Source organism: Vibrio sp. Vb1337 (assembly GCF_033338715.1).
In the GTDB taxonomy this organism is placed as follows: domain Bacteria; phylum Pseudomonadota; class Gammaproteobacteria; order Enterobacterales; family Vibrionaceae; genus Vibrio; species Vibrio alginolyticus.
On the sequence record NZ_JAWOTD010000013.1, the window covers coordinates 89,922 to 114,204 of the forward strand.

Annotated in this window: 22 protein-coding genes; 13 read left to right on the top strand and 9 right to left on the bottom strand. The window is 44.9% G+C overall.

From position 1 onward, the window contains the following. Positions 1-62 precede the first annotated feature (62 nt). Both R7E42_RS15725 and R7E42_RS15730 read right to left on the bottom strand, forming a co-directional pair. Entirely contained in the window at positions 63-1,205 is a 1,143-nt protein-coding gene (locus tag R7E42_RS15725; protein ID WP_318072807.1) for a flavohemoglobin expression-modulating QEGLA motif protein, read from the bottom strand. Positions 1,206-1,354: 149 nt separating this feature from the next. Next, complete coding sequence (locus R7E42_RS15730) at positions 1,355-2,500, bottom strand: Na/Pi symporter (protein WP_025768431.1); 1,146 nt, start codon at positions 2,498-2,500, stop codon at positions 1,355-1,357. 387 nt (positions 2,501-2,887) lie between these two features. Between R7E42_RS15730 and nhaR the strand changes: the two genes are divergently transcribed. Both nhaR and R7E42_RS15740 read left to right on the top strand, forming a co-directional pair. Continuing rightward, complete coding sequence (gene nhaR, locus R7E42_RS15735; RefSeq protein ID WP_005385959.1) at positions 2,888-3,778, top strand: transcriptional activator NhaR; 891 nt, start codon at positions 2,888-2,890, stop codon at positions 3,776-3,778. Between the two features lie 288 nt (positions 3,779-4,066). After that, on the top strand, positions 4,067-4,375 hold the full coding sequence (locus R7E42_RS15740) for an ArsR/SmtB family transcription factor (RefSeq protein ID WP_005381940.1): 309 nt from the start codon (positions 4,067-4,069) through the stop codon (positions 4,373-4,375). Positions 4,376-4,679: 304 nt separating this feature from the next. Here the strand turns inward: R7E42_RS15740 and rpsT are convergent, their stop codons facing one another. Continuing rightward, the gene (gene rpsT / locus R7E42_RS15745) at positions 4,680-4,940 is read right to left on the bottom strand and encodes a 30S ribosomal protein S20 (RefSeq protein ID WP_005381938.1); all 261 of its coding nucleotides are present in this window, start codon (positions 4,938-4,940) and stop codon (positions 4,680-4,682) included. A 305-nt stretch (positions 4,941-5,245) separates the two neighbouring features. Between rpsT and murJ the strand changes: the two genes are divergently transcribed. From murJ to ispH, 6 genes are all read left to right on the top strand, one after another. Further along, the gene (gene murJ / locus R7E42_RS15750; protein WP_005381936.1) at positions 5,246-6,808 is read left to right on the top strand and encodes a murein biosynthesis integral membrane protein MurJ; all 1,563 of its coding nucleotides are present in this window, start codon (positions 5,246-5,248) and stop codon (positions 6,806-6,808) included. A 69-nt stretch (positions 6,809-6,877) separates the two neighbouring features. Further along, a complete protein-coding gene (gene ribF / locus R7E42_RS15755; RefSeq protein WP_005381933.1) occupies positions 6,878-7,813 on the top strand; it encodes a bifunctional riboflavin kinase/FAD synthetase in 936 nt (311 codons plus the stop codon). A gap of 64 nt (positions 7,814-7,877) precedes the next feature. After that, positions 7,878-10,706, top strand: a complete 2,829-nt coding sequence (ileS, locus tag R7E42_RS15760; protein WP_064368994.1) for an isoleucine--tRNA ligase — start codon at positions 7,878-7,880, stop codon at positions 10,704-10,706. A 73-nt stretch (positions 10,707-10,779) separates the two neighbouring features. Continuing rightward, entirely contained in the window at positions 10,780-11,286 is a 507-nt protein-coding gene (lspA, locus tag R7E42_RS15765; protein ID WP_005381924.1) for a signal peptidase II, read from the top strand. Positions 11,287-11,430: 144 nt separating this feature from the next. Then, positions 11,431-11,862, top strand: a complete 432-nt coding sequence (fkpB, locus tag R7E42_RS15770) for an FKBP-type peptidyl-prolyl cis-trans isomerase (RefSeq protein ID WP_005381922.1) — start codon at positions 11,431-11,433, stop codon at positions 11,860-11,862. A 24-nt stretch (positions 11,863-11,886) separates the two neighbouring features. Further along, positions 11,887-12,852 (top strand): 4-hydroxy-3-methylbut-2-enyl diphosphate reductase, encoded by a 966-nt coding sequence (ispH, locus tag R7E42_RS15775; RefSeq protein WP_005381920.1) that lies wholly within the window; start codon positions 11,887-11,889, stop codon positions 12,850-12,852. Positions 12,853-12,898: 46 nt separating this feature from the next. Here the strand turns inward: ispH and R7E42_RS15780 are convergent, their stop codons facing one another. From R7E42_RS15780 to R7E42_RS15795, 4 genes are all read right to left on the bottom strand, one after another. Next, positions 12,899-13,372 carry a low molecular weight phosphatase family protein gene (locus tag R7E42_RS15780; RefSeq protein WP_318072808.1) on the bottom strand — a complete coding sequence of 158 codons (474 nt, stop codon included), beginning with the start codon at positions 13,370-13,372 and terminating at the stop codon, positions 12,899-12,901. A gap of 71 nt (positions 13,373-13,443) precedes the next feature. Beyond that, positions 13,444-14,172 carry a two-component system response regulator BtsR gene (gene btsR, locus R7E42_RS15785; protein WP_005381917.1) on the bottom strand — a complete coding sequence of 243 codons (729 nt, stop codon included), beginning with the start codon at positions 14,170-14,172 and terminating at the stop codon, positions 13,444-13,446. A gap of 31 nt (positions 14,173-14,203) precedes the next feature. Continuing rightward, entirely contained in the window at positions 14,204-15,874 is a 1,671-nt protein-coding gene (locus R7E42_RS15790) for a sensor histidine kinase (RefSeq protein ID WP_005381915.1), read from the bottom strand. Positions 15,875-16,067: 193 nt separating this feature from the next. Further along, positions 16,068-17,552 (bottom strand): carbon starvation protein A, encoded by a 1,485-nt coding sequence (locus tag R7E42_RS15795; protein WP_005381914.1) that lies wholly within the window; start codon positions 17,550-17,552, stop codon positions 16,068-16,070. A gap of 280 nt (positions 17,553-17,832) precedes the next feature. Between R7E42_RS15795 and R7E42_RS15800 the strand changes: the two genes are divergently transcribed. Together R7E42_RS15800 and R7E42_RS15805 are read left to right on the top strand one after the other, a co-directional pair. Further along, positions 17,833-18,174 (top strand): DUF2799 domain-containing protein, encoded by a 342-nt coding sequence (locus R7E42_RS15800; RefSeq protein WP_005381912.1) that lies wholly within the window; start codon positions 17,833-17,835, stop codon positions 18,172-18,174. 113 nt (positions 18,175-18,287) lie between these two features. Continuing rightward, positions 18,288-18,560 carry a hypothetical protein gene (locus R7E42_RS15805; protein WP_005381911.1) on the top strand — a complete coding sequence of 91 codons (273 nt, stop codon included), beginning with the start codon at positions 18,288-18,290 and terminating at the stop codon, positions 18,558-18,560. Between the two features lie 51 nt (positions 18,561-18,611). Here the strand turns inward: R7E42_RS15805 and murQ are convergent, their stop codons facing one another. Next, entirely contained in the window at positions 18,612-19,541 is a 930-nt protein-coding gene (murQ, locus tag R7E42_RS15810; protein WP_318072809.1) for an N-acetylmuramic acid 6-phosphate etherase, read from the bottom strand. A gap of 36 nt (positions 19,542-19,577) precedes the next feature. Then, on the bottom strand, positions 19,578-20,690 hold the full coding sequence (locus R7E42_RS15815; protein ID WP_064353641.1) for an anhydro-N-acetylmuramic acid kinase: 1,113 nt from the start codon (positions 20,688-20,690) through the stop codon (positions 19,578-19,580). Between the two features lie 99 nt (positions 20,691-20,789). Between R7E42_RS15815 and nagZ the strand changes: the two genes are divergently transcribed. The 3 genes from nagZ to tyrA all read left to right on the top strand — a co-directional run bounded on the left by nagZ (position 20,790) and on the right by tyrA (position 24,206). After that, on the top strand, positions 20,790-21,773 hold the full coding sequence (gene nagZ / locus R7E42_RS15820) for a beta-N-acetylhexosaminidase (protein WP_005381905.1): 984 nt from the start codon (positions 20,790-20,792) through the stop codon (positions 21,771-21,773). 207 nt (positions 21,774-21,980) lie between these two features. Continuing rightward, positions 21,981-23,057: a 3-deoxy-7-phosphoheptulonate synthase gene (locus R7E42_RS15825; protein WP_005381904.1), complete on the top strand. Its 1,077-nt coding sequence runs from the start codon at positions 21,981-21,983 to the stop codon at positions 23,055-23,057. Between the two features lie 21 nt (positions 23,058-23,078). Continuing rightward, complete coding sequence (gene tyrA / locus R7E42_RS15830; protein WP_206959259.1) at positions 23,079-24,206, top strand: bifunctional chorismate mutase/prephenate dehydrogenase; 1,128 nt, start codon at positions 23,079-23,081, stop codon at positions 24,204-24,206. Positions 24,207-24,283 lie beyond the last annotated feature (77 nt).

The window sequence follows — 24,283 nt, forward strand, 5'->3', positions numbered from 1 at the left end:
GTTCTTCAAGATATAGAAAAAGCTCCGAATGGAGCTTTTTTCTTTTTTGTACTTAGAAGGTATTATTTTAGTGCACTGACAATATAACGGTGAATTGGGTTGGTCTGCATCGGTGTGGACAGTGCCGGGCTAATAAACTTAGGTTGAGTGAATATTTCTTTACTCACTAATGAACGGATAAGCTCAAAGTACTTCAGCTCTGTTTTCCCGCACAACAATAGTGAAAAGTCATCGCCCAATCTATCATAGGCATTGAGCACCTCTCGGAATCCTCTAAGATACAAGTAATCCTTCGTTAAACCTCCACCTCGATAGACTCGGGCAGTCGTTGTAAATGCTTGAAGATCAGAAGCTTTATACTGTTCTTTTAATAGCATGAACGTATGGCGGAAATCGCGATCCTTGATCATCGACTCTACTGCCAGAACTCGTAAGGCTAAGGTTCTTAGGCGCTTGATACTGAAATGTCCTGACAGATACTCACATAATATAGCCAGCCCTTCTTGAGTGTTGGTATTGGCAGGACAACCTAAGCTCAGGACTTTTAGCGGTTGTTGACGACCGTTAAGCGTAGTTAGGAGATGTACTCCCATTTCATGATGTGCAAGAGCCTCCAGCTCATCAGTGGTGATGTACGCCGCGTGGTTAATTTTGACTCGAGATCCTGAAACTAGTGCGTTTGCTAACATCCCGTCCAACACCTGTATTTCACATTCATACCCATTGCGTTGAGCAAAATTTTGCATGAAACGTGCTATTGCACGGCTATCGTGCTGAGGTTCTTTTTCTTCTTCTGTAGGAAGGTGCAATATGAAATGGGCGTTGGCAATATCTTTGGCGCTCGGTTCCCCATAATAGCGTAAGGAGTTATAAAGAAACTCTTGCGTACCTATGGTATTCACTTGATCCAGTTTATCTGCATAAGACTGAATTACATCCGCGTACAGCTTCTGCAGTTGGGTGTCTTGAATGTTTTCTAGAGGTAGCTCATATAGACGTCGCTTTGCACTGTGGGTATCTACGTTAGTAATTGAATATTGAAAATTAGGCTCTTGAGAATATTTGTTTTTAATGAAACGTTCTCTTTCTTGAGCATAATTAAGAGGATTCACGCTACTGAGGATATCAATATCAGCAACCAGTTGGGTTAGGTTTTCGTCTATTGCGAGTAGCTGATCAGAAATAGCGTCATTAAGCTGCGTCATGTTGTCGACTCCAAATGAGATAGCTCAGCATAAGCATGCTGAGATGTGGCTCAAATTATCACCGGACAAGCGATTTGAACAGTTTAATTATCATAAAAAAGGCTCCACGATGTGGAGCCTAAACAATAAGCGATGGTATGTCGTTGTTGTTACGTTGTTAGGGCTAGAATTGCACCTGGTAGAATAACGAATACTGACATTAGGTAACCACCAACAACTGCTTTATTCTTAATAGCCATTTCAGAAATCATCTCAGCGCCTTTAACCGGAATCTCACGTAGGAATGGAATTCCAAAGATAAATAGCGTCGCCATGATGTTAAACACTAAGTGGACTAGAGCGATTTGTAGTGCGAATACTGCGAACTCTCCAGATACCGCTGTCGCTGCTAGAAGTGCCGTAATACAAGTACCAATGTTAGCACCCAGAGTGAAAGGGTAGATATCTCGTACTTTCAACACGCCAGTACCAACCAACGGAACCATTAAACTTGTCGTGGTTGAGGAAGATTGTACTAGAACGGTCACGATTGAGCCTGATACGATGCCGTGAATAGGACCACGACCGATGGCGTTTTTCAAAATTTCACGTGCGCGACCAACCATTAGGCTCTTCATCAATTTACCCATCACTGTGATTGCAACGAAGATAGTCGCAATACCCAAAGCAATAAGCATGACGCCGCCAACAGTATCACCGAAGGTAGAAAGTGGCTCTTTAATTGCGCCTACGACTGGCTTTGTAATTGGTTTAATAAAGTTGAAGCCTTTAATGCTCATATCACCAGTAGCAAGCAGTGGAGAAACAAGCCAGTGAGAAACTTTCTCTAAAATGCCGAACATCATTTCCAACGGAAGGAAAATAGCGACAGCAAGCAAGTTGAAGAAGTCGTGAATGGTTGCACTTGCAAATGCACGTTTGAACTCTTCTTTACAGCGCACGTGGCCAAGAGACACAAGCGTATTGGTCACTGTGGTACCAATGTTAGCACCCATCACCATAGGGATAGCGGTTTCTACAGGTAAGCCACCTGCAACCAAGCCTACAATAATAGACGTTACAGTACTTGAAGACTGAATTAAGGCTGTTGCCACCAAGCCGATCATTAGACCTGCAACTGGGTGTGCGGCAAATTCAAATAGCACCTTAGCTTGATCGCCAGTTGCCCATTTAAAGCCACTACCAACCATAGATACTGCTAGAAGAAGCAGATATAACATGAATGCCAAGTTAGCCCAGCGTAACCAACGAGCTGTGCTCGAAATTGGTGCCACTGTTGAAGTAGCTTGGTTCATCATAATTTTCTCCGTTGACCTTTCAGTTCATTTTTCGGTCTGTAGTTGAATCTGTGGGCGATGTTAGAGAACAAATATTTCAGTAATATTACAGATTTCTTGCTGTGAGAGATTTTTATTGTTCTTTTTGATAATGGCGTAAAAGAGGAAGAAAATTAATTTTTAACCTGTTGATTTTAATGGTTAAATTTTGATTTCGTTTTGTTTGGTTTTTGCGCTTTTTTTTGTAGAGAAAATGCGCCTCAGTTCAACTTTTATGACAGTATTGACTTTATACTTTCGGTAAAACTTATGCTTTTGTAAGGTATTGTATGGTTTTGTCGAGTTTATTGTTTGTCTCTGTCACATTTGGTATAAAAAGTATCACTTTCTTTTCGGGACTCGATCATGTCACATCTAAACTACAACCATCTCTATTATTTCTGGATGGTGTGCAAACAGGGCTCTGTAACTAAGGCGGCTGACGCGCTCTTCCTGACACCGCAAACCGTGACAGGACAGATTAAAGCGCTTGAAGAGCGCATGAAAGGAAAGTTAACCAAGCGCAATGGTCGTACAGTTGAGCCCACTGAGTTAGGTCAGCTTGTGTTTAAGTACGCCGACCGGATGTTCGGTTTGAGCTATGAGATGTTAGATATCGTCAATTACAGCCAGCACTCGAACATTCTATTTGAAGTTGGTGTAGCCGATGCATTATCTAAACGCTTGGTCAGTAAAGTACTGATGACGACCGTCCCGGAAGATAACAGTATTCATTTACGCTGTTATGAATCAACCCACGAACTGCTACTTGAACGCCTTTCTCAGCACAAGCTAGATATGATCCTTTCGGATTGTCCCGTTGATTCTACTCAAAGTCCTGGCCTTTATAGCAAAAAGTTAGGTGAAAGTAGCATGAGCTTTTTTGCTTCTTCTGAAATTGAAAATGTGCGATTTCCTGAGATCTTGGAACAAAAAAAACTTCTGATTCCCGCGAGCCGAACGGCTATGGGGCGTAAAGTTATTCAATGGTTTGATCGTCAAGGCCTTCAAGCCAATGTGCTGGGGGAGTTTGATGATGTTGCGTTGATGAAAGCTTTTGCTCGGTACCACGACGATGTGATTTTCTTGGCACCGACCGTATACATGTCGGAGATTGAAGACGACCGAAATTTACAGCTAATTGGCCATGTCGATGGGCTAAAAGAAGAGTACTACGTGATTTTTGCGGAACGAATGATCCAACACCCCGCGGTAAAAAATGTTTGTGATGCTGATTTCAGTCAAATGTTTGAGTAAACCCGTATCGTTGCGTAAATAAATAGATTACTATCAATAAAAATATAATTCTAAATAATGTCTAAGTAAGCAAGATACTTGTTTTAGTGAGCAAAACTATTAATTATTGATGGCGTACCAATTAAAATCCTTGGTGGATAATATTGGTGTATCACTAACAACTAAATTAGAGGTTCTAATAATGAAGACTCTGGGAGTGTATCTTGATTTTCTTAGATATATAAATCAGTGCAACACAACAAGCTGGCCAGGGTTGGAATAAGTAAGTTGTAGCTAGAGGTCCAACACATGAATCTACAAGAAATGGAGCAGAACTCCGCAAAAGCCGTCGTGTTGCTCAAAGCGATGGCAAACGAGAGACGCCTACAAATCCTTTGTATGCTGCATAACCAAGAGCTGTCCGTGGGAGAGCTGTGTGCAAAGTTAGAGCTAAGCCAGTCGGCATTATCTCAGCATCTTGCTTGGCTTCGCCGTGATGAGTTAGTCACGACAAGGAAAGAAGCACAAACGGTGTACTACACATTAAAGAGTGATGAAGTGAAAGCGTTAATAAAAACACTGCATAGTCTTTATTGTGCTGAGAGTGCTCAACATTAATTAAATAGTCCTAATATACTGCTCATCTTAGAGTGTGAATCTAACTTGTTGGAATATTTGAGAGTGGCGTTAAACTTTTGATGATAGGGTACTACTCATCGACCAATTTGCTTTGTTCTCAAGTGTTTTATTAGTGCTTTCTAGTTTGAGCGTTATATGGGTAATGAATAAGCTGATGTCTTTAAATGGGACATTCAGAAAAAGAAAAGCTGGCATTGCCAGCTTTTTTTATTAAGAAAATTTTGTAGATATAAAAAAACCGACACAAGGTCGGTTTTTTCTTCACTGTAAAATCAGGACTCTATTAAAGAGCTTTGATTTGTGCAGCGAAACGAGACTTATGGCGAGCTGCTTTATTCTTGTGAATAAGGCCTTTAGTTGCCATGCGGTCTAGGATAGGTGTAACTACAGCGAATGCAGCAGTTGCAGCTTCTTTGTCGCCTGCTTCGATAGCAGCAACAGTTTTCTTCATGTAAGTACGCATCATTGAGCGACGGCTAGCATTGTGCTGACGACGTTTCTCAGCTTGGATAGCGCGCTTCTTAGCAGATTTACTATTTGCCAAGGGTCTAACTCCCAAAAACTTAGTTCTGTGACAATTTAAGGGCGAGGAATATCCCTCATTTGCGCTTAAATGTCAAATGATTTGTGCAAAAACCGATCTAAGCCAAAACAAATTTTGGTAAGAGAGGTTATCGCGGTTAAGATGGCGAGGATTCTAACAGCATTTTTATACCAATGCTAATAATTATCCGCGAAAGGCACACTTATTCCTTACAGCCCGCGGATAGATTTTTGACGTCTATTTGCAGCACCTGTCAGAGAAACAGTATAGGGTTAGCTGTCTTATGGTGATATTCCGAGGTTACAGTGAGTAAACGACTACTCAAGTCTGGCATGATCGTCAGTGCTATGACATTTATTTCCCGCGTTCTTGGCCTAGTTCGTGATGTTGTAGTGGCAAATTTAATGGGGGCAGGAGCAAGCGCAGACGTCTTTTTCTTCGCCAATAAAATTCCTAATTTTTTACGACGTTTGTTTGCTGAAGGTGCTTTTTCCCAAGCGTTTGTACCCGTTTTAACGGAAAGCCATGCTCAAGGCGACATGGATAAAACTCGGGAGCTCATTGCTCGTGCAGCGGGCACGTTGGGGGTGATAGTCTCAATTGTTACCATCTTAGGTGTTCTAGGTTCCGGTGTGGTGACTGCACTGTTTGGTTTTGGTTGGTTCCTAGACTGGATGCATGGTGGTCCCGCGGCTGAGAAGTTCGAACTTGCTAGCGTGATGCTCAAGATTACCTTTCCTTATTTATGGTTCATCACTTTTGTTGCCCTATCGGGAGCCATTCTTAATACACTAGGTAAGTTTGCGGTTTCTTCGTTTACTCCTGTCTTCCTCAATGTGATGATCATTTTGGCAGCATGGTTTATCTCGCCGCAGATGTCACAGCCAGAGATAGGTCTTGCCATCGGTGTTTTCCTTGGTGGTTTGGTTCAGTTCTTATTTCAAATCCCTTTCCTTATTAAAGCGGGGGTTATGGTTAAGCCGAAATGGGGCTGGCGCGATCCGGGCGTGGTGAAGATCCGAACCTTAATGATTCCTGCTTTGTTCGGTGTGTCGGTAAGCCAAATCAACTTGTTGTTTGATACTTTTATTGCCAGCTTTCTGCAAACCGGTTCGATCAGTTGGTTGTACTATTCAGATCGCTTGTTGGAATTCCCGTTAGGTCTGTTTGGTATTGCTATTGCAACGGTGATTTTACCAGCATTATCACGCAAACATGTTGACGCACAAAATGAAGGATTCGCACAAACCATGGACTGGGGGGTGCGCATGGTGATCTTACTTGGCCTTCCTGCAATGCTTGGTTTGATGGTACTGGCAAAACCTATGTTGATGGTGTTATTCATGCGAGGTGAGTTTTCGCCACAAGACGTACATCAAGCATCATTGTCACTCTTTGCTTACGCTTCAGGCTTGTTGAACTTTATGCTGATTAAAGTGCTTGCTCCGGGTTATTACTCGCGTCAAGACACCAAAACGCCAGTGAAATATGGCATCATTGCGATGGTGACCAACATGGTATTTAATGCAATTTTTGCGTACTTCTATGGCTACGTTGGCTTGGCTATCGCGACAGCACTATCGGCATTTGTGAATATGGCACTGCTGTATCGTGGCCTGCACATCGCAGAGGTATACCAAATCACTAAGCGAACCGTCTTCTTTATTATACGTTTAGCTATTGCTGGCGCGGCGATGGTGGCGGCAATCTTATGGCAACTGGAAGATATGTCAGTATGGCTGGGCTGGAGCTTTGCTCACCGAAGCGCGGTGCTAGGGATGTTGATCGGTTTAGGAGCCGTGGTTTACCTAGTGGTTCTATTTTTAACTGGTGCGCGTTTAAAAGACCTAAAAGCTGGGACAGACTGAGGGTGATTAGTATATAATCCGTCAGTTTCACACAGTGTAAAGTAAAACAGAGGCAGAAAGCAGTATCCAATGGAACTGATTAGAGGCATTCACAATATCAACCCGCGACATCATGGTTGTGTGCTGACTATTGGCAATTTCGATGGTGTCCATAAAGGCCATCAACAAGTATTGCAGCAAGTGTCTGAGCAAGCGGACAGGCTATCCTTGCCTTCTGTTGTGATGACCTTTGAACCTCAGCCGATGGAGCTGTTTGCCAAAGACAAGGCACCTGCAAGGTTGACGCGATTACGCGATAAGTTCGTGCAATTGAGTAAGCTCGATATTGACCGCTTACTGTGTGTCAATTTCAATCGCCATTTTGCAAGTTTAACCGCGGAAGAGTTTATCCGTGACTTGTTGGTCGAGCGTTTGGGTGTTAAGTTTCTTGTCGTTGGTGATGATTTCTGCTTTGGCAAAGGCCGTACAGGTAACTTTGCAATGCTGCAGGAAGCAGGGGAAAAATACGGCTTTGACGTCGTAAGTACCCAGAGCTTTTGTTTACAACAATTACGTGTCAGCAGTACGGCTATCCGTCAAGCGCTGGCGCGTGACGATTTGCATTCCGCGCAACAGATGCTGGGAAGAAACTACAGCATCAGCGGTCGTGTTTCTCACGGAAGAAAGCTAGGTCGAACCATTGGGTTCCCTACTGCAAATATTCCTTTGAAACGCTGTGTTTCTCCGGTTTCCGGAGTCTATGTTGTTCAAGCGCTTGGCTTAGGAAATAAGCCAGTTGGTGGTGTTGCTAATATTGGTCAAAGACCAACCGTCAATGGTGTTCGCCAACAGTTAGAAGTGCACTTATTCGACTTTCATGCCAATTTATATGGCAAGCAACTAGAAGTGGAACTTTTGCATAAACTTCGAGATGAGCAAAAGTTTGAGTCGTTTGAAGCACTTAAACAACAAATCGAATTGGATGCTGAAGCAGCAAGGGTGTGGCTGCGTCAGCTTAAGCGTTGAGCGGTTTATTCCACCGTTCAACATAATGTCTAATTTTCGCCCAATATAACGGAATTAAGAATCGATGAGTGAGTATAAAGATACCCTGAACTTACCTGAAACAGGGTTTCCAATGCGCGGCAACCTGGCCAATCGTGAGCCAGAAATGCTTAAGCGTTGGTACAAAGAAGATCTTTACGGTGAAATCCGTAAAGCTAAGAAAGGCAAAAAGTCATTCGTATTGCACGATGGCCCTCCTTACGCAAATGGTGACATTCATATTGGTCACGCACTAAACAAGATTCTTAAAGACATTATTATTAAATCCAAAACACTTTCAGGTTTTGACGCACCTTACATCCCAGGCTGGGACTGCCACGGTCTACCAATCGAATTAATGGTAGAGAAGAAAGTAGGTAAGCCAGGCCAAAAAGTGACAGCAGCGGAATTCCGCGAGAAATGTCGTGAATACGCAGCAGGTCAGGTTGAAGGTCAGAAAGAGAGCTTCAAGCGTCTTGGCATCATGGGTGAGTGGGACAAGCCATACCGCACTATGGATTTCGCAACTGAAGCGAACATTATTCGTGCTCTTGGTAAGATCGCAAGCAATGGTCACCTGCTAAAAGGTTTCAAACCTGTTCACTGGTGTACAGACTGTGGTTCTGCTCTTGCTGAAGCGGAAGTAGAATACAAAGATAAAGTATCACCATCTATCGACGTTCGTTTTAAAGCGGCTGACGAAACAGCACTGCTATCTAAATTTGAACTGACAGAAGGTCATGAAGGTCACGGTGACGTATCTATCGTTATCTGGACAACAACACCTTGGACACTGCCTGCAAACCGCGCAGTATGTCTACGTGATGATCTAGAGTACGTGCTTATCCAAACAGAAGGCGACAACGCTGAGCGTATCATCGTTGCTGCTGAGCTAGCGAAAGACGTAATGGACCGTGCGGGTATCGAGCACTTCCACAACCTTGGCTTTGCTAAAGGTGCGGACCTAGAGCTTTCTCAATTCCAACACCCATTCTACGATTTCACTGTACCGGCGATCCTTGGCGATCACGTTACGACTGATTCAGGTACTGGTGTTGTTCACACTGCTCCTGGTCACGGTCAAGAAGACTTCGCGGTTGGTAACAAGTACAACCTAGAAGTAGCAAACCCAGTTGGCTCAAACGGTGTTTACCTACCAGATACAGAGCTATTTGCTGGTCAGCACGTATTTAAAGCGAACGATGCAGTAGTAGAAGTACTAAAAGAAAAAGGTGCACTACTACACCACCACGCTTACGAGCACAGCTACCCACACTGTTGGCGTCATAAGACTCCAATCATCTTCCGTGCTACACCTCAATGGTTCGTTTCTATGGATCAAGCTGGCCTACGTGCTAAAGCATTAGAGTCAATCAAGAATGTAGAGTGGATGCCTGAGTGGGGTCAAAGCCGCATCGAAGGTATGATCGAAGGTCGCCCTGAGTGGTGTATCTCTCGTCAACGTACTTGGGGTGTGCCAATTGCTCTGTTTGTTCATAAAGAAACAGCAGAACTTCATCCAAACACGCTAGAGCTGATCGAGAAAGTCGCGAAGCTGGTTGAAGAGAAAGGCATTCAAGCATGGTGGGATGTCGATGCAGCTGAACTACTAGGTGCTGACGCTGACCAATACGAAAAAGTGCTAGATACGCTAGACGTATGGTTCGATTCAGGTGTCACTCACTTCTCTGTTGTTGATGCTCGTGAAGAGTACAACGGCAACAGTGCAGACCTATACCTAGAAGGTTCTGACCAACACCGTGGTTGGTTCCAGTCTTCTCTAATTTCATCTATCGCGATGAAAGACGAAGCGCCTTACAAACAAGTACTGACACACGGTTTCGTGGTTGATGGTCAGGGTCGTAAGATGTCTAAATCTATCGGTAACGTGGTTGCGCCAAAAGACGTAACTAACAAGCTAGGTGCTGACATTCTTCGTCTATGGGTTGCTTCAACAGACTACACTGGTGAAGTTGCGGTTTCTGATGAAATCCTAAAACGTAGCGCAGATGCTTACCGTCGTATCCGTAACACAGCGCGTTTCTTCCTAGCTAACCTGAGCGGCTTCAACCCTGAAACAGACATCGTTCCTGTTGAAGAGATGGTTGCGCTAGATCGCTGGGCAGTTGGTCGTGCACTAGCAGCACAAGAAGAGATTGTTAAAGCATACGAAGAGTACAACACACACGGTGTAACTCAGCGTCTAATGCAATTCTGTTCAATCGAAATGGGCTCTTTCTACTTAGACGTAATTAAAGACCGTCAGTACACAGCAAAACGTGGCGGCAACGCTCAACGTAGCTGTCAGACAGCACTTTACTACATCGTAGAAGCGCTAGTTCGTTGGATGGCGCCAATCATGTCGTTCACTGCAGATGAAATCTGGAACGAAATGCCAGGCGAGCGCGACAAGTTCGTATTCACTGGTGAGTGGTTCGACGGTCTATTCGGTCTTGCTGAAGGTGAAGAGCTGAACAACGAATTCTGGACTGAGATCCAAGCGGTTCGTGGTGCAGTAAACAAACTTCTAGAAGATGCGCGTAAAGAGAAAACCATTGGTGGTGCACTACAAGCTGAAGTGACTCTATTTGCTGATGACGCACTAGCGGCGAAGATCAACAAACTTGAAGATGAACTGCGCTTTGTTCTACTAACATCTGCTGCGAAAGTTAAGCCTCTAGGTGAGAAGACGGATGCAGCACAAGCGACGGATATCGAAGGCTTGTTTGTAGAAGTAGCAGCAGCTGAAGGCGAGAAGTGTGACCGTTGTTGGCACCACACGCCAGACGTAGGCACAATTGAAGGTCACGAGAAGATCTGTGGTCGTTGTGTGTCTAACGTAGACGGCGAAGGTGAAGTACGTAAATTCGCGTAATTGCCTAGAACGACTGAACTTTTTTTAAAATTAACAGCCCCAGTATTTACTGGGGCTGTTTGTAGGTAAAGTAATGAGTGAAAAAGCACTGACGTTAAAGCAATCTGGAGTTCGCTGGCTGTGGTTAGCAATTCTGGTATTTATTGCAGATATTGGCATCAAATTGGTGGTGATGGACAACATGGGCTACGGATGGGCAAACCGAATTGAGGTGTTGCCATTCTTCAACCTACTTTACGTTCATAACTACGGTGCCGCTTTCAGCTTCTTGAGCGATCAAGCTGGTTGGCAGCGTTGGTTATTTACAGGTATCGCGTTTGTTGTGACGGGTCTTTTGACCTACTGGATGAGCAAGCTTCCAGCAAAAGAAAAATGGAACAACATTGCTTATGCACTGATTATTGGTGGTGCAGTGGGCAACGTGTTTGACCGCGTCGTTCATGGCTTTGTTGTTGATTACCTAGACTTCTTCTGGGGTAACTACCACTGGCCAGCATTCAACCTTGCTGACATGGCGATCTGTATTGGTGCGGCAATGATTATTCTGGATGGCTTCCGTAAAAAAGACGCTAACAAGTAACCTTTTGCGATATATCGAATAACCCTAAGCGTCGTCCGTTGATTCGAGCGACGCTTTTTATTATGTTGGAGCGCCAATCAGCATATCAATGTATAAAAAGACCAAGCTGACAGCGTAATAACCCAAGAACAAGGAAGCATTAACGTGACAACAATAACCAATGAATCGGTAGTAACCCTTCACTTTACGATTAAAATGAAAGACGGATCGGTTGCAGATAGTACTCATAACATGGGTAAACCAGCGAAGTTTGTTATGGGTGATGGCAGCTTGAGTGAAAACTTTGAGCAATGCTTGATCGGCCTCGAAACAGGCGCACAAAAAGCGATTGAGCTAAAGGCAGAAGACGCGTTTGGTATGCCAAACCCTGATCATATTCACTATATGGATCGCACTAAATTTGTAGGTGATGCAGAAGTGGAAGTTGGTACAATCATGGCCTTCAGTGGCCCTGATGGCATGGAAATCCCAGGCATCATTACTGAGATTGCTGGCGACTCAGTAACTGTGGACTTCAACCATCCTCTAGCGGGACAAGACGTGACTTTCGAAGTTGAAATTTTGTCAGTAGAATAGCGAACCAAATAAAAGATAACTTCCATGAGCAATGAAATGAAAATCCTGTTAGCTAACCCACGTGGTTTCTGTGCTGGTGTTGACCGCGCGATTAGTATCGTAGAGCGTGCGCTAGAGATGTATCAGCCACCGATTTATGTGCGTCATGAAGTGGTGCATAACCGTTTTGTGGTTGAAGGTCTAAAACAGCGTGGTGCTATCTTCGTTGAAGAACTGCACGAAGTGCCAGACAACAACATTGTGATTTTCTCCGCTCATGGTGTATCGCAGGCAGTTCGTCAGGAAGCCAAGCAGCGTGATTTGACCGTATTTGACGCAACGTGTCCTTTAGTAACCAAAGTGCATATGGAAGTGGCGCGTGCGAGCCGTCGTAATATGGAAGTGGTTCTGATTGGTCACGCAGGTCACCCTGAAGTCGAAGGTACGATGGGGCAATACGCCAGTGAAACCGGTGGTATGTACTTGGTTGAAACTCCAGCCGATGTTGAGAAACTGAAGGCGATTGTGAAAGATCCATCCGATCTTCATTACGTAAGCCAAACGACGCTTTCTGTCGATGAAACTGCCGATGTTATCGAAGAGCTACGCCGCGTGTTCCCAGATATCCAAGGTCCACGTAAAGACGATATCTGTTATGCGACACAAAACCGCCAAGATGCCGTACGTGAATTAGCTGGTGACGTAGATGTGATGGTTGTGGTGGGTTCTAAAAACTCATCAAACTCTACACGTCTTAAAGAGCTAGCTGAAAAGTTAGGGACACCTGGCTACTTAACCGACTGTCCGGAAGATATCAAACCTGAGTGGTTCGAAGGCAAAACAAAGGTCGGCGTGACTGCGGGAGCATCTGCTCCGGAAGAGCTCGTTAATCAGATTCTAGAGCGAATCAAAGAACTCGTTGGTGCCGAAGCGGTTGATGAAGTACTTGGCCGTGAAGAGAATATGTTCTTTGAAGTACCTAAAGAACTGCAAATCAAGCAAGTGGATTAGTCTCTATTTATCGAATATTCAAAAGGCGACCTGTGGGTCGCCTTTTTTACATCTCTCTTAACTCATTTAGGTAATCACGAATTTGGTCTTTTCCTAAACCATCGATAATCATATCAGACATCTTCGTGATTCTTCGCTCAAGCGATTGAGCAACCTTTTCGCAATGTGCGTACATGTCTTCATCAGAACCATCGGTCGGAAAAGCATCAACTTGCCAGTTTACTCGAACACCACCTGCAAGCCACTGAGGAGCGTTTTCTTGATGTAAAGAATCACAGAGAATAATAACGATGTCGGGAAGAAACTGAGTTCGCTCCTCCCATGAATGCGTGTGGATATGCGGAATGGGGAGTTGGTGGTCATCTAAATATTTTCGCACCACTGGGTGCACCTTGCCTGTGGGATGTGAGCCTCCACTGGTGACACTAAAATCTGCTGGCAGGATATTGGTTGCGATTGACTCCGCGAGGACGCTTCGTCCAGCGTTGTGCTTACATATGAATAAAACTTTATACATCATCGCCTCGTCTTTTCAGAGCGTCCTATTTATACGCTAGCGGAAACTCAGCGATGATGTGTGAAGTTTTTGTGTTAGTGGCTAATGCCGAGCATCTCTTTGAGCACCTTTAAGTAGCGGCGGCTTACTGGTATCTCAAAGCCTGTTTTGGTGATGATTTCCGCTAACCCATTTTCCAGTAACTTGATTTCGCTAATCGCTTTAATACTGACTAAGTATTGACGATGGCAGCGGACTAGAGGGGTTTTCTCTTCCAACGTTTTTAATGTCAGTTGGGTGCTCGCGGTTTGGCTGGTGGAGCGTACATGCACGCCGCTGATATCACTGTAAGCACATTCCACCGTGTCGGTGGCCATGATAACGATGCGGTTGTGTCCGATGCACGGTATTTGATCCAACGTGTCAGGTGTAATAGCAGACAGTTGTTGCGTTAGGGCGGATTGGCTAATGACTTTATTTAGCCGTTTGACCGTTTTAGTTAGCCGGCATGGGTCGACAGGTTTGAGCAAGTAATCAAAGGCATTGTCTTCAAATGCTTGAATCGCATACTGATCATAAGCCGTGACAAAAACCACATAAGGCATAGTTTCTGGATCAAGCATCCCTAGTAATTCAATCCCCGTGACTTGAGGCATTTGGATATCGAGAAACACCACATCAGGCTTGAGTTCATTGATTTTTTTTAGGCCGAGGATTGCGTTTGAGGCATCGCCCACGACCTCAACTTGGCCTGTTTCATCCAGTAACTCTGCTAGCTCTTCACGAGCAAACTGTTCATCATCAATGACGAGTGCGGTTAACATCCAACATTACCTTTATTGCTTCAGCGTGCTTTTATGATTTTGGGGGAATGATAAAGCTCATTTTAGTAAATTGATGTGGCTCGCACGTAATTTTTAGCGCTGCATCACGTCCAAATTGATTAGTGAGACGCTTGTCGACAATTTCTAAACCTAGCCCTGAGTGGTTTTCTTTTGGCGGCTCAAAACTGCCTGCGTTGTCTTCGACGGTAATCAAGTGACCTTGTGGGTGTGCTTCGCTGTATATATGAACTTTACCACCTTCAAGCATGTTTGAAATGCCATGCTTAATGGCATTCTCAACCAAAGGCTGGAGTGTAAAGCTTGGTAATTTGATGTCCAGCAATTCAGGTTGAATATCGATTTCAACCTCTAAGCGGTCCGTAAAACGCGCTTTTTCGATGCTCAAGTACGAGTTCACATGTGCAAGCTCTTCCTTTAGCGTCACGGTATTAATGTTCTGCTTTAAATTGCTGCGGAAGAAGTGCGATAGATTTTGGATTAGCTCGCGCGCTTTGTCAGGGTCACGACGAGTAATCGCACTAATAGTATTGAGTGCATTAAACAAAAAGTGTGGATTCACCTGAGCGTGAAGCAATTTTATTTCTGCTTGGGCGAGTAAGGCTTGTTGTTGTTGGTAATCGCCATAAAGGATTTGGCTAGATAGAAGCTGGGCTATTCCTTCCGCCATCGACATGTTGGCCGTCGAGAACAATTTACGCTTCGGTTCATACAGCTTTATGGTACCAATGACCTCTTTCCCTGCACGCAGTGGGATGATCAGCGCAGATCCGAGCTTGCAATCTTTTGCAATGGAGCATTGGTATGGACGCTCCGCACCATCAAGATAAATGATGTCGTTTTTCTCCATGGAGTCTAATGTGCTTTGCGATGAAATCGGCGTGTTCGGTTTATGGTGATCATCGCCAATGCCCACAAACGCCAAGATCTTTTCTTGGTCAGTAATCGCGACAGCGCCCACTTTGGTTTCTTCGTAAATAATACGCGCGATTTTCTCTGCGTTTTCGGTGTTGAAGCCGTTGCTTAGAATTCCCACTGAGCGATCAGCAATGGTGAGCGCTCGACGCGAAAACGTCGCAGAAAACTTTTCAAAGATTGCTTTTCTGTCTTGCAGGATACTCATGAACAACGCCGCACCAAATGAGTTCGCGATGATCATAGGCGCTGCAATAGCGGACACCAGTTCATAGGCTTGATCAAAAGGTTTCGCGACGGCGAGCAGCAAAATCATTTGCACCACTTCTGCAACAAACGTGACGCTGAATACGACGCTTGGATTAAACAGCAATGCGCCTTTATTTCGCTTGATAAGGTAAACGTGGAGCAAGCCACCAATTACGCCCTCGGCGGTGGTTGAAATTGCGCAGGCTAGGTCAGTAAAGCCACCAAGAGAGTATCGATGGATGCCACCAGTAAATCCGACGGCGAAACCTACAACAGGTCCACCAAACAGCCCGCCCATAACTGCGCCGATCGCACGAGTATTGGCAATAGCATCGTTGATGTGCAGACCGAAATAGGTGCCGAGAATACAAAAGCCAGAGAAGAGTACGTAACAAATTAGGCGGTGGCTTAAGCGCGAAGAAATACTCAGCAAAGGTAAGATGATTGGCGTTTTACTTAGCATGTAAGCCAAAACTAAGTACACACACATCTGTTGTAAAAGGGAGATGACCAGTTCCATAGTGAACCTAACCTAGAATCAATGTTGTTATTGTATACCTAAGTAACCTCAAGATGCTTGGCTCAGATAGATAAGAACAGCTAAGTAAATGATGCTGCGCTGTGCTTTCTGAACCTTAAAGTGACTTGGGTATAAAACAAAAAGAGCCTGCAATTGGCAGGCTCCTATCTTAGTCACTCAGATGTGACGAGTATTACGCTGTTTCTGATACGGCTTGTGGTTTCTCTTCGTCAGCCAGTTCAGTTTCACCTTTACCCTTAGAGGTTTTGATAACGTAACCTGTCACAGCTAGGGCAAACACAATACCTACGATAGTTGATAGTTGCATTGGCAGACCAAAACCTAGCGAGCTGTTGTTTAAGATGAACGTGACACATACCGTGGTCATGAAGATAGCTGGGATAGTGGTAATCCAGTGCAGCTTGTTGTGACGCAGTAGGTAAGCGGACGCAGTCCAAAGCATCATTACCGCTGTTGTTTGGTTTGCAAAACCGAAGTAGCGCCAGATAATGCCGAAGTCTACTTGAGTTAAGATACCGCCGATAACGAACAGTGGAAGTGCCATCAGTAGACGGTTACGTAGCGTTTTTTGTTCCATGTTGAAGTATTCAGCAAGGATCAAGCGGCTTGAACGGAACGCTGTATCGCCAGACGTAATTGGTAGGATAACCACACCCAGGAACGCAAGGATACCACCGAACACACCTAGCAGACCAAATGATGCGCTGTATACCACGTTACCAGGGCCACCGTTTTTCACAGCTTCTGATAGAGCGTCTAGAGAGCCAAAGAAAGACAGAGCGATAGCACACCAAATTAGCGCGATTACACCTTCACCAATCATTGCACCGTAGAATACGAAGCGACCGTTTTTCTCATTTTCCATACAACGCGCCATCAGTGGAGACTGAGTCGCGTGGAAGCCAGAGATAGCACCACATGCGATAGTGATGAACAATGCAGGCCATAACGGCATGTCATTTGGGTTGAGGTTAGAGAACATGTCCGAAACTTGGAAGTCACCCATTACTGTATGTTCGCTAGAGAAAGCAACGGCTGTCATTAGGCCAACAGACATAAAGATAAGTAGGGCGCCAAACAGTGGGTAGAAACGACCAATGATTTTATCGACAGGAACAATCGTCGCAATGATGTAGTAAGCAAAGATAGCAATAACCATTGTAGTCATGCTTACGCTCAAGCTTGTTTGATCATTGATGAGGTTAGTAATCATGCCAGCAGGGGCTGAAACGAACACTACGCCAACTAGAAGCAATAGGACAATGGCAAAAATATTCATAAAGTGTTTTGCGCCATTACCTAGGTAGCGACCTGTAATGGTAGGTACAGATGCACCGCCGTTACGCACTGAAAGCATGCCTGAGAAGTAATCGTGTACTGCACCAGCAAAAATACAACCGACTACAATCCAAAGCATCGCCGCAGGACCGTATAGTGCCCCCATGATCGGGCCAAAAATTGGACCAACACCTGCGATGTTAAGTAGTTGAACTAGGTAAACTTTCTTTGTTGACATTGGAACGAAGTCAACACCGTCCGATTTGGTGTGAGCTGGCGTTTGGCGTTTTTCATTGATGCCGAAAATCTTCTCGACGAAAGCGCCGTAGATGAAGTATCCGCCGATTAGGGCTGCGACACAGGTTAGAAACCACATCATAGCAATTGTCCTTGGTCTTAGTTGGGTAGGGTAATTTTTTAATCTCAGGATGCATGTTATGCGTCACTTGTGTTAAATGCATTCGGTTAGTAGATGAGTGGTCGAATAGAGCACTGAGTGGTCGATATGCTGCTTGAGCGGTTTTTAAAAATGGCGAAAGGTTGATGACAGTCTTGAGCGGCTGATTTGAGTCATCAGTGGTTAAATCTGCAAGCTCAGCGGCAAGCGCCAATAATTAGTGGTAAGCTTATTTTTGAAAACAATTACTTAAGGAAGAACCATGAAAAAGGTAACGGTAGGTCTGGCACTGGCTTTACTTGCAGGATGCACAGCAACGACAGCAGATCTTGCCAAGTCGGGAGATTGGCATCAGATCGGATATCAAGATGGCATAACCGGACACACATCGCGCACGATGAGCGAGCTTCGTGAATTGGGTAGTGTTAAGCAAAGTGACTACGACCAAGGTTATTTAGAAGGTTTACGTGAGTACTGTAATCCTGCTTTTGCGTATCAAATGGGGTTATCTGGTCAGTATTACGAAGGGGTTTGTGAAGGTACTGAGCAAGCGCAAAAATTCCGCATGGAATGGCAACGTGGTTGGAATGAATACTCAAATTAATAGTCAATAAAGCCGTTGTTACACTGTCTGCATCACATAAATGTGGCAAAGTCTTCCTTATTAAACTATGTTCATATTGCTTGATAGTGAGCACAGAAAAAAGGAATCACATTATGTCAACGCAAATGGCTGGAGGCTGGAGTCCATTTCATGAACTCACAGCAGAGAATAAAGAAGTATTTGCTAAAGGTATCGAGGGGTTTGTCGGTGTCAAATACTCCCCTTTGGTTGTGGCTACTCAAGTCGTAGCCGGACAAAACTATGCGTTTTTCTGTAATGCAGAAGTTGTCTACCCTGGAGCACAACCATACCCAGCAATGGTTCATATGTTCAGTGACCTTGAAGGTAAAGTCGGTATTACTCACATTGAACGATTGAACTACTAAATTAAGCCATAAAAGGCGCCTGACTTTTAAATAAGTGAGGCGCTTTATTGATTAAGATTGATTAGTTTGCTCGATCACGACTTTTCTTAAATATCCTTGCTTGGCGTTCAGTTGCTCAGTTGCGCTTTCTTTATCCAGCCCGGTTAAAATCATCAAAATCGCTAACTTGGCGTCGTAGTCAGTTTCTTTGAGCGCCGTTTTAGCCTCTTGGTTAGTACAATCTGTTGCTTGCATAACAATACGAGCCGCTCTTGCAACTAGCTTTGCATTCGTCGCTTTCACATCTACCATTAAGTTCTGATAACTTTTGCCCAGGCGAATCATGCTTGCGGTAGTGAGCATGTTCAGTACGAGTTTTTGTGCTGTCCCTGATTTTAAGCGAGTGGATCCCGTTAACGCTTCAGGTCCAACAACGGGGCTAATCGCAATATCAGCAATATCTGCAATCGGAGAGTCAGGGTTACAAGATAGTGCTACAGTGGTGGCACCAAGCTCGTTCGCATACTCTAAGCCACCAATCACGTAAGGTGTTCGTCCACTTGCCGCAATACCAACGACGACATCGCGTTGTGTTAGCGTATTCTCTTTAAGATCTTGCTCGCCCAATGCTGGGTCGTCCTCCGCCCCTTCTTTTGCACGGAACATTGCCTCTTTTCCACCGGCAATAATACCAACGACCATCTCTGGATCTGTGCCAAAAGTTGGTGGGCATTCTGAAGCGTCCAAAACGCCAAGTCGACCACTGGTACCCGCACCGATGTAAAACAACCGACCTCCGACCTTAAATGCTTCCGTGATCTTATCAACGGCTTCAGCGATCTCAGGCAACACTTTTTCAACGGCAAGAGGAACGAGTTTGTCCTGTTGGTTGATGCGTTGAACAATATCGAGAGAAGGCAGCAAGTCGATGTCCATGGTGTCTGGGTTTCGCCCTTCAGATACCAGATGGGATAAAGCTGCGATAAGTGCATCGTTCGTCATAATGAATTAAGCCTTTTTGTTTAGGATCTATTGCCCTTAATTTTTTGAATAGAGTACACCCAGTGAAGCGAGACGACTTGCCCCCGTAACTTCCGGTAAGTTGCTAGGGAGGCCGTGAATATGGCGCTGCGCAAGCCAAGCAAACGCCATTGCTTCCATGTAGTCGCCATCAACACCTTTTTCTGCCGTTGTCGCAACGCTCCATTGTGGCAATAACTTAGCTAGTCGCTGCATTAAAAGTGGGTTTCTTGCTCCACCGCCACAGACCAATAGTTGAGGCGTGCTGCCATGAGAAAACTTGTCGACTTCGTTGGCAATGGTAATTGCAGAATACTCGCAAAGTGTACGTTGTACGTCTTCGATTGGTAAATTGTGATGGGCCAGTTGTTGATGCAGCCAGTCAATATTGAACAGTTCTCGCCCGGTACTTTTAGGGGCAGGCATGGCGAGGTAAGCTTCTTTGAGTAATTGAATCAACAAAGTAGCGTTTACCGTTCCTTTAAGTGCAAATTGTGCATCTTCGTCGAAGCTTTGCCCAGTATGCAGCGCACACCATGCGTCCATCAACATATTGCCCGGGCCTGTGTCATAGCCAATGACTGGTTGTTCTGGATGCAGTACCGAGATATTGGCAATGCCTCCAATGTTAAGTACCACAGTTGTGGAATCCTGCATCGCAAAAATGCTTTTATGGAAAGCAGGGACGAGTGGGGCACCTTGTCCACCTAGCGCCATGTCTTTACGACGAAAATCCGCTACCGTATCAATGCCTGTTTTGACCGCGATAATGTTTGCATCGCCCAATTGAGTGGTAAACGGCAAGTTTCCGGTAGGCTGATGGAACACTGTTTGACCGTGATTACCAATCGCACGAATTTGCTCTGCGACGTAACCAGACTTATTGAGCAGCTGTAACACAGCATCTGCAAATAGGTGGCCGAGCTGGTGGTCAAGTTCACCTATGGCTTTTAAATTTGTTGCTTGACCGGTACAAACAGATAACAGCATGTCTTTTAGCGCTTCGGGCATTGGGTAGTCGTCGTGCGCAATCAGGCGAACATGCTCATCGCTTATTTCAACTAGAGCGGTATCAACGCCATCCATACTCGTTCCAGACATCACACCAATGTACAGTTCGTTAAATTTCATAGCCGATCTCGTCAATTCTTCATTCACTTATTGTAAAGCAAATCTGAAGCGAATAACCTCATCGAATACGAGATATTCAGCCGATTTTGAGGAGAAAACATGGGACCGTTATGGGTTGACGTTGCGGGGTATGAACTGACCGCTGAAGACAAAGAAATCTTGGAGCATCCTACGGTTGGTGGCTTAATTCTATTTGCTCGCAACTATCATGATAGCGAACAGCTTCAAGCACTTACTCAATCCATCCGAAAGGCGGCTAAGCGCCCGTTTTTGATCGGTGTGGATCAAGAAGGCGGCCGAGTGCAGCGCTTTCGTGAAGGTTTCTCATTAATTCCTGCTGCTGATGAGTACGCTAAACATCAAAATGGTGAAGAGCTTGCTCGTATGGGCGGTTGGTTAATGGCAGCAGAGCTGATTGCCCATGATATTGATTTAAGCTTTGCCCCGGTACTTGACCAAGGCCATCAATGTAAAGCGATCGGTAACCGTGCATTCGGTGAAGATGCCGATACCATTCTTCGCTATAGCACTGCTTATATGCAAGGAATGAAGAGTGTTGGCATGGCAACGACAGGCAAGCACTTCCCTGGACATGGTGGCGTGATTGCAGACTCACATCTAGAAACACCATACGACGAGCGCAGTGATATTTTTGAACAAGATATGGCGATCTTCAAAGCGCAAATTGATGCCGGTATTTTAGATGCCATGATGCCTGCTCACGTGATTTTCCCACATTATGATGCTCAACCAGCCAGCGGTTCTGAATACTGGTTAAAACAGGTCCTGCGTCAGCAATTGGGTTTTAAAGGTTTGGTTTTTTCGGATGACTTGACCATGGAAGGCGCTGCGATTATGGGCAGCCCAGCCGAGCGAGGTGCTCAAGCATTGAGAGCTGGTTGCGATATGTTGTTAATGTGTAATAAACGAGAAGCGCACGTTGAGGTATTAGACAACTTACCGGTTTCAACCGTGCCACTCGCGGATGGATTACTAAAAAAACAGTCATTTTCTCCAAGCGAACTTAAGCTATCTCAAGAGTGGAAAGCGGCGAGTGAAGCGATGAAACGCTTGACTAGCTAAACCTCTTGTAAAAGATTCAAAACAGCGATTAGAAGCCAAAGTTAATTATGCTTTGGCTTTTTATTTAACTGTAAACTTTAATTTACACTAAATGTTTTTTATTCTGTACGCTTGTTTTTCTTTTTTAGCCTGTTATCTTGTCGTTAAAGCTTAGTTGTCTCACCAAGGGTTTGGTTGGGTGTAAAAATAAATATACAGGTTAGAGTTATGCAGAAAAGTGAGTTGAGCAATATTAATATTATCGAAGAACAGGTTCTTATTACTCCGGAGGAACTAAAAACCAAGCTTCCTTTGAGTGAAAAAGCACGTCGCTTTATTCAAGAGTCTCGTCAAACTATCGCTAATATTATTCACAAGAAGGATCACCGCCTGCTTGTTGTATGCGGTCCATGTTCTATCCACGACGTGGAAGCGGCGAAGGATTACGCAAAGCGACTTAAAGCACTCTCTGAACAACTAAGTGACCAACTGTATATTGTTATGCGTGTTTACTTTGAGAAGCCGCGCACCACGGTCGGCTGGAAAGGCCTGATCAATGATCCACACCTAGACGGCAGTTTCGATATTGAACACGGTCTGCATGTTGGACGCGAACTTCTGGTGGAGCTGGCAGAGATGGAAATCCCGCTCGCGACTGAGGCTCTAGACCCAATTAGCCCACAATACTTGGCGGATACTTTTAGCTGGGCAGCCATCGGTGCTCGTACGACGGAGTCACAAACTCACCGTGAAATGGCAAGCGGCCTGTCTATGCCAATCGGTTTTAAGAATGGCACCGATGGCAGTTTGGCAACCGCAATTAACGCGATGCAAGCTGCGTCCTCTAGCCACCGTTTTATGGGAATTAACCGTGAGGGACAAGTCGCACTGTTAACCACCCAGGGCAATGCTAATGGACATGTGATCTTACGTGGCGGCAAGCAAACTAACTACGATTCGGTATCAGTCACTGAGTGTGAGCAAGAGATGGCGAAATCTGGTCTTGATGCTTCATTAATGGTGGATTGCAGTCACGCCAACTCACGTAAAGATTACCGTCGCCAGCCATTAGTCGCGGAGGATGTGATTCATCAAATCCGTGAAGGCAATAAATCTATTATCGGTCTTATGATTGAAAGCCATATCAATGAAGGAAATCAATCTTCTGACTTAGCTCTTGAAGAGATGAAATACGGTGTATCTATCACTGACGCATGTATCAATTGGGATTCAACTGAGGCACTATTACGTCATGCACATGAAGAGCTAGTGCCTTTCTTAGAAAATCGTCTAAAGGCTAATTAATACAGGATTTAAGGAACATCAATGGCAGTTGAACTTAACGCATTACGCGATCAGATTGATGCAGTCGACAAGCAAATGTTGGAGCTATTGGCTCAGCGTTTAGCGCTCGTAGAGAAAGTTGGGGAAGTAAAAAGCGAACATGGCTTGCCAATTTATGCTCCAGACCGCGAAGCGGCGATGTTAGCTTCTCGTCGCGCTGAAGCTGAAAAAATGGGAATTCCTCCACAGCTTATTGAAGATATTCTGCGTCGAACAATGCGTGAGTCTTATGCCAGCGAGAAAGATTCCGGTTTTAAGTGTTTGAACCCTGATTTACGCTCAGTTGTTATTATTGGTGGTAATGGTCAATTGGGTGGCCTGTTTGGGCGTATGTTCAAATTGTCGGGCTACCAGGTCAAAGTTCTCGGCAGTAAAGACTGGGATCGTGCGGATGAGATTCTAGACAACGCGGGTTTAGTCGTGGTCACGGTGCCGATCCATCTAACGGAAGGGGTGATCGAAAAACTGGGGAACTTGCCGCAAGACTGTATTCTGTGTGACCTGACTTCTATCAAATCGAAGCCTCTGCAAGCAATGTTGAATGTGCATCAAGGTCCTGTGGTTGGTTTGCACCCAATGTTTGGCCCAGATGTTCCGAGCCTTGCCAAGCAGGTTATTGTGTACTGTGATGGCCGTGGTCACGAGCATTACCAATGGCTATTGCAACAGTTTGGGATTTGGGGCGCAAGCTTGTGCCAAATCGATGCACAAGAGCACGATCATGGCATGACGTTGATTCAGGCGCTGCGCCACTTCACTTCGTTTGCTTACGGTATGCACCTTAGCAAAGAGAATCCGAACATCGATCAGTTGTTGAAGTTAAGCTCGCCAATCTACCGCCTTGAATTGGCGATGGTGGGACGACTGTTTGGTCAGGATCCGAACTTGTACGGTGATATCATTTTCTCTTCTCAAGAGAATATCGATATGATCAAGCGATTCCATCAGCGTTTAGGTGATGCGGTAGCGATTTTGGATAGCAGAGACAAAGCGCGATTCATCGAAAGCTTTAAGCAGGTGAGTGATTGGTTTGGTACTTATTCTCAACAATTTATGAATGAGAGCCAAAACTTACTCAAACAGGCGAATGATAATATTCATCGCGGCTAATCACGGGTCATTTAGCCGTGCAGAGTCCGAAATAAAAAGAGCAGCGTAAGCTGCTCTTTTTCGTGTTGATGGACAAA